The sequence below is a fragment of the uncultured Maricaulis sp. genome (assembly GCF_905480005.1).
GTDB lineage: Bacteria > Pseudomonadota > Alphaproteobacteria > Caulobacterales > Maricaulaceae > Maricaulis.
Genome location: NZ_CAJQOO010000172.1, coordinates 1 through 5,328, shown reverse-complemented (window position 1 = coordinate 5,328; position 5,328 = coordinate 1). Strand labels below are relative to the sequence as shown.

General features: G+C 65.1%; 6 protein-coding genes. 2 read left to right on the top strand and 4 right to left on the bottom strand.

What is annotated here, in order from left to right:
- Nucleotides 1-212 precede the first annotated feature (212 nt).
- Complete coding sequence (locus QZ266_RS14240) at nt 213-797, top strand: hypothetical protein (protein WP_295696292.1); 585 nt, start codon at nt 213-215, stop codon at nt 795-797.
- 33 nt (nt 798-830) lie between these two features.
- Here QZ266_RS14240 and QZ266_RS14235 read toward each other — a convergent pair whose 3' ends face one another.
- Genes QZ266_RS14235 through queA form a run of 3 tightly spaced genes read right to left on the bottom strand, consistent with a single transcriptional unit; the run spans nt 831 to nt 3,561 of the window.
- A complete protein-coding gene (locus QZ266_RS14235) occupies nt 831-1,358 on the bottom strand; it encodes a GNAT family N-acetyltransferase (protein ID WP_295696290.1) in 528 nt (175 codons plus the stop codon).
- A 2-nt stretch (nt 1,359-1,360) separates the two neighbouring features.
- On the bottom strand, nt 1,361-2,503 hold the full coding sequence (gene tgt / locus QZ266_RS14230) for a tRNA guanosine(34) transglycosylase Tgt (RefSeq protein WP_295696288.1): 1,143 nt from the start codon (nt 2,501-2,503) through the stop codon (nt 1,361-1,363).
- Nucleotides 2,500-3,561, bottom strand: coding sequence for a tRNA preQ1(34) S-adenosylmethionine ribosyltransferase-isomerase QueA (gene queA / locus QZ266_RS14225; protein WP_295696286.1), 1,062 nt, complete (start codon nt 3,559-3,561; stop codon nt 2,500-2,502). Before queA ends, tgt begins: the two co-directional genes overlap by 4 nt.
- Before the next feature lie 93 nt (nt 3,562-3,654).
- Between queA and QZ266_RS14220 the strand changes: the two genes are divergently transcribed.
- Nucleotides 3,655-4,656, top strand: coding sequence for an endonuclease/exonuclease/phosphatase family protein (locus QZ266_RS14220; protein ID WP_295696284.1), 1,002 nt, complete (start codon nt 3,655-3,657; stop codon nt 4,654-4,656).
- On the opposite strand, the gene QZ266_RS14215 is transcribed toward QZ266_RS14220, so the two are convergent.
- A complete protein-coding gene (locus QZ266_RS14215) occupies nt 4,653-5,258 on the bottom strand; it encodes a carboxymuconolactone decarboxylase family protein (RefSeq protein ID WP_295696282.1) in 606 nt (201 codons plus the stop codon). The two genes, QZ266_RS14220 and QZ266_RS14215, sit on opposite strands and share 4 nt — an antisense overlap.
- Nucleotides 5,259-5,328 lie beyond the last annotated feature (70 nt).

The window sequence follows — 5,328 nt, the reverse complement described above, 5'->3', positions numbered from 1 at the left end:
TTCGAACCCTGGACCTACTGATTAAAAGTCAGTTGCTCTACCAGCTGAGCTATCGGCTCCCCGAACGAGGAGCGCGGAACCTATACGCGCGATTTGGGGGGGTCAATCGGGGTAAGGCTGCGGATTTCAGCATTTTTGATGAGATTTCGCCGCAATCGCCGATTAAAATGCAGCGCATGAAGGGAAGATTGAGTCTGTTGGCATGTTTGCTCGTGGCGTTAAGCGCGAGCGCATGCTCGTCCACACGCCAGGCCGCCGGCAATGCCGGCAGCTTTGCGCGCGAGGAAACAGCCGAGGCACTGGAAGACGCTGTCGGCCTGCCGCGCGAGCGACCGGGCCGCGTCATGGTCGATGAGGGCGAGGAAACCGTCCCCACGCCCTATGGCGGTGAAGGCTCGCGCCGGCGCTGCTCGACCATCGCCCAGGACGTGGCCCGCCTGACGGTCGTTCTCGGACCGGATGTCGAGGAAGAACGCCGCCTCGCCGAAGAAGACGCGCATGATCATGACACCTGGATGGGTCAGAGCGCCCATATCGCTGCCCAGGCGCCGGACGCCGCCGCCGATGGCGCGCGCGGCCTCTATCGCTCGACGATTGTCGGGCTGAACCCGGTGCGCCCGGTGGTGCGCTTTCTGGGTCGTGCGGGGCGGATCGAGCGTGAGGCCCGCGAACAACGCGAATTGGCCCAGCGCCGCCGTGCCTATCTGCGCGGATTGTATGACGGCTTCGGCTGTCCTCCGGCGCAGATGCGACGGGCATTCGAGGCCTATGGCCTGGTCGAGGAAGAACAGGACTGACGCTCTCGCCCCGCCCCGGCCTGAAGACCGAAGTCAGACCAGCGATTTGTAGAAGAAGGTCGTCGAGCAAGGCGACCCGTCCGGAAACAGCGCATAATCCGGCACCGGCCCGACCTCGACCCAACCCCGCTTGCGGTAGAGCGCCTCCGCCGGTGAGCCGGTCACCGTGTCGAGGACGAGCGTGCGCAGCCCGGTCTCACGCGCATGGGTCTCCAGCGCCGCCATCAACGCATCGGCCACGCCGCGCCGCCGGGCGTCCGGTGAGACCATCAGCTTGGCGACATCGCCGCGGTGGGGCTGGTTGTCCGGCAGGCCGGTAATGAGCTGGACGGTGCCGAGGAGCGTACCAGACGCGGTGTCCCGGGCCGCCCAGATCAGCCGGTCCCCGGCTTCGACCTGACCGCCGATACCGGTCCAGAAGTCGCGCGCTTCGATCTCGCTGAAAGGCGACAGAAAGCCGATCGAGGCACCGGCTTCGACGCAGCCCACCAACAGGCGGGTAAATTCGGATAGCGCGCCCCTCGATTCGGCAGGATCCAGTAGGCGAACCGTCACCGACATGGCTAGCCCGCCCGCTCTGCCGCTTCGGCCTGACCCTGCTCCCACTTGCCCCGGAAATCCCGCCGGAAGGCCTCGAATTCCCCCGCCGCAATCGCGGTCCGCATGCGCGCCGTCAGGTGCTGGAAGTAGGCGATATTATGCCAGGAGAGCAGCATGGCCGAGAGATATTCGCCGGACCGGAAGAGATGGTGGAGATAGGCTTTTGAATAATCCCGGCTGGCCGGACAATCGATCTCCGGATTGAGCGGGCTGTCATCCTCGGCGAATTCGGCGCGCTTGATATTGATCGGGCCATGATCCGACCAGGCCTGGCCATGCCGGCCCGAGCGGGTCGGCAGGACGCAGTCAAACATGTCGACACCGCGGGCAACGGCCTCCACCAGGTCGATCGGCTTGCCGACGCCCATCAGATAACGTGGGCGTTCCGTGGGCAGGTGCGGCGTCGTGAAGTCGAGCACGTCGCACATTTTCTCAAAGCCCTCACCCACCGCCAGGCCGCCAATGGCATAGCCGTCATAGCCGGTCTCGATCAGGCGCTCGGCGCTCTCGCGGCGCAGGTTTTCAAACACCGAACCCTGGACAATGCCGAACAGGGCCTGATCGTCGCGCGTGCCAAAGGCCGCCTTGGAGCGCTGCCCCCAGCGGATGGAGAGCTCCATACTGGTGCGCGCTTCGGCTTCGGAACAGCCAAAGGGCGTGCATTCGTCCAGCTGCATGGAGATGTCGGCACCCAAGAGATCGGCCTGGATCTCGATCGAGCGCTCGGGCGTGAGATTGTACTCGGACCCGTCGATATGGGAGCGGAACTTCACCCCCTCCTCGGTCATCTTGCGCAGCTTGGACAGGGACCAGACCTGGAAGCCGCCACTATCGGTCAGCATCGGGCCCTGCCAGGTAGAAAACTTGTGCAGCCCTCCAAGGCGTTTCACCCGCTCGGCACCGGGGCGCAGCATCAAGTGATAGGTATTGCCCAGGATGATGTCGGCGCCGGTCTCCCGGACCTGGTCCATATAGAGCGCCTTCACGGTCGCCGCCGTACCCACGGGCATGAAGGCCGGCGTGCGGATATCGCCGCGCGTGGTCTTCAGGACGCCGGTGCGGGCGGCACCGTCTGTCGCGTGGATCTCGTAGGGAAAGCTGGTCATGTGCGGCGCTCCAGGAGGCAGGCATCGCCATAGGAATAGAAACGATACTCCGCCTCGATGGCATGCGCATAGGCACGCTGCATGACATTGAGGCCGGACAGCGCGCTGACCAGCATGAAGAGGGTTGATTTCGGCAGATGGAAATTCGTCATCAACAAGTCGGTGATGGCAAAGTCCGATCCCGGTGTGATGAAGATATCGGTGTCGCGACTGCCGGCCCGGATCACGCCCGGCCCGCTCGCCAGGCTCTCAATCGTCCGCAGCGCGGTGGTCCCGACCGGGATGACGCGGCGTCCTTCGGCCTTGGCGGCATTGATGGCTGCTGCCGCATCGGCCGGGACCGTGCACCATTCCGAATGCATCTGGTGGTCGTCTGTATCATCGGACTTCACCGGCAGGAAAGTCCCCGCCCCGACATGCAGGGTGACGCGGGTCTGCTCGACCCCGCGCGCCTCGAGCGCCGCCATCAGTTCCGGCGTGAAATGAAGGCCGGCGGTCGGCGCGGCAACGGATCCTTCATGGGTCGCAAACAGGGTCTGATAGTCCGCCTCGTCCTGCGCATCGACCCCGCGCTTGCGGGCGATATAGGGTGGCAATGGCATCTCGCCCGCCACGGCAATGGCGGCATCGAGCGCCGGACCGGTCGCATTGAAGACCAGGCGGACATCACCGCCCTCGGACTTGCCGGTCACCTCGGCTTCGAGCGTCTCGCCGAAAGCAATCCTGTCGCCGGTGCGCAAGCGCTTGGCAGGGCGCACAAAGGCGCGCCAGGCCGAGGCGTCGATGCGCTTGTGCAGATTGACCTCGACCTCGACCGGTCCACCGCCACCCACCGCCCGGGCCGGACGCACGCCCTTGAGCGCGGCCGGGATGACGCGGGTGTCGTTGAACACCATGAGATCGCCGCGCTGGAGGAGGTCCGGCAGGTCGCGCACACCGCGATCGGAGAAGACGCCATTGGACGCAACATGAAGCATCCGCGCCGCGTCACGCGGGCGGGCGGGCCGCAGGGCGATCCGCTCCTCGGGGAGGTGGAAGTCAAAGTCGGAAACACGCATGGCTGCGGGGTCTATATTCGGACACACGCCTTCGCAATCTTTGGCGTGTAGAAAGCCTGTTATTCCATCCGGCCCACACTCCGAGTTCACACCGTGCGTCACACGATCTCCGCTGTCCTGGCCTCATGCGCCGTCCTCGGCCTCGCCGCCTTCATCACCCTGGCGCCGGTCTGGCGGGGTTTTGATGCCTGGCGCCAGATCTGGCCGCTGGTCATGGTCTTCGCGGCTGGCGTGACGATCGCCTCCCTGCGCAATCGCCATCGCTTTGTCCCGGTCCTGCTCGCGCTCGGCTGCCTGGCGATCGCACTGCCTGCAGCGCCGGAATGGATGCGGCGCCTCTCGAGCTCGGCCCCGGCCGCCCCGGTGATGCTGGATGAGCGCCAGGAAGTCACAGTCATGACGCAGAATCTCTGGGGGCTGAGCCGCAATCCGGTCGGTGTGCCCGATAGGGTTGCTGACATGGCGCCCGATATTCTCGCCCTGCAGGAAGCGACCCGGCATGCCAAGCCCGTGATTGATACCCTCGAGGCGCGCTTTGCCCATATTGCCCGCTGCCGCTCGACACGGGTCCTGTCACGCCTGCCCATCCTGGACAGTGGCTGTGTGCGTCATCCGCCGGAGATTTCCTTCGTGAATGCCGTGCCCTGTGACTGGGAGTTGCCGCCCGCGGTCTGGGCCCGGATCGCGCTGCCGGACGGGCGCGAGGCGGTCATTGTCTCCGTCCACCTGACCTGGCCCTTCCCCAGCGCTGCCCAGGACTGCCAGCGCCGCAATCTGGCCCGCGCGCTCGCCGGTGAACCGCAAGACACGCTGATCGTGATGGGGGATTTCAACGCCGCCGCGCCGTCACGGGCCCTGGCGCGGATAGAGCGTGACCTCGATCTGGAGCGACGCTCGATAGCCCTGCCCACCTGGCCATCGGAAGGCCTGTTCAGCGCCGATCCGTCAGCCGGTTTCCTCGTCCCGCCCATGCTGGTCGGGATTGATCACATCTTTGCCGGGGAGGCCTGGGAGACAGTCTGGATCGAGGCTGGACCCAATACCGGATCCGACCATCGGCCACTGGTGGCGCGCCTGCGGCTGACCGGCGGCTAGTCGTGAGACCAGTTCTCCGGATCGTCCGATGTATTCGGTGACAGGCCCAGCGCCTCGCCCGCCGGATTGACGCCCAGCCCCAGCACGGTGCGATTGGCATAGGCGAAATAGGCCGTGACCTGGTTGATCTCGAGAATTTCACCATCGTCGAAACCGGCATCGCGCAGGGCGATGACATGTTGTTCGATCAGCGTGTGCGGTGCGCGCGTGAGAAGTTCCGCATACCGCAGACCGGCCAGCTCACGTCCCGCAAAGGCGCGTTCGGGAATGCCGCTATCGATGGCATCGCGGATTTGCGCGGCGCGCTCGTCATTGGCCAGCAGGCGCTTGAGCCCGGCAAAGTGATGCTCGACGCAATAGGCGCACTTGTTCAGCGATGAGACCCAGGTGCCGATGGCTTCCAGATAGGCCTTGTCGAGCGCATTGCCGTAATGGTGGAGCGCGGCCTTGTAGAGGGCCATATGACCTTCCAGCGTGTGCGGACGCAGGGAGTGGGCGGAGAGGATATTGTCGATCTGACCAGTCTTGCCGGCGACCCGGTCATAGATAGCCGAAAGGCGGCCATCGGCCGCCTTTCGATCAAGTGTCTTTATCCAGCTCAAGGCCCTAGGCCTCGATGACCGAGGCCTTGATGATCTTGCCCGGATTGGCCGGCGGCTCGCCCTTGGGCAG

Bases quoted from the DNA above. Each gene is read 5' to 3' on its own strand.
- tgt (WP_295696288.1), bottom strand. From the start codon at position 2,503: ATGACCAGCTTTCCCTACGAGATCCACGCGACAGACGGTGCCGCCCGC.
- QZ266_RS14235 (WP_295696290.1), bottom strand. From the start codon at position 1,358: ATGTCGGTGACGGTTCGCCTACTGGATCCTGCCGAATCGAGGGGCGCG.
- queA (WP_295696286.1), bottom strand. From the start codon at position 3,561: ATGCGTGTTTCCGACTTTGACTTCCACCTCCCCGAGGAGCGGATCGCC.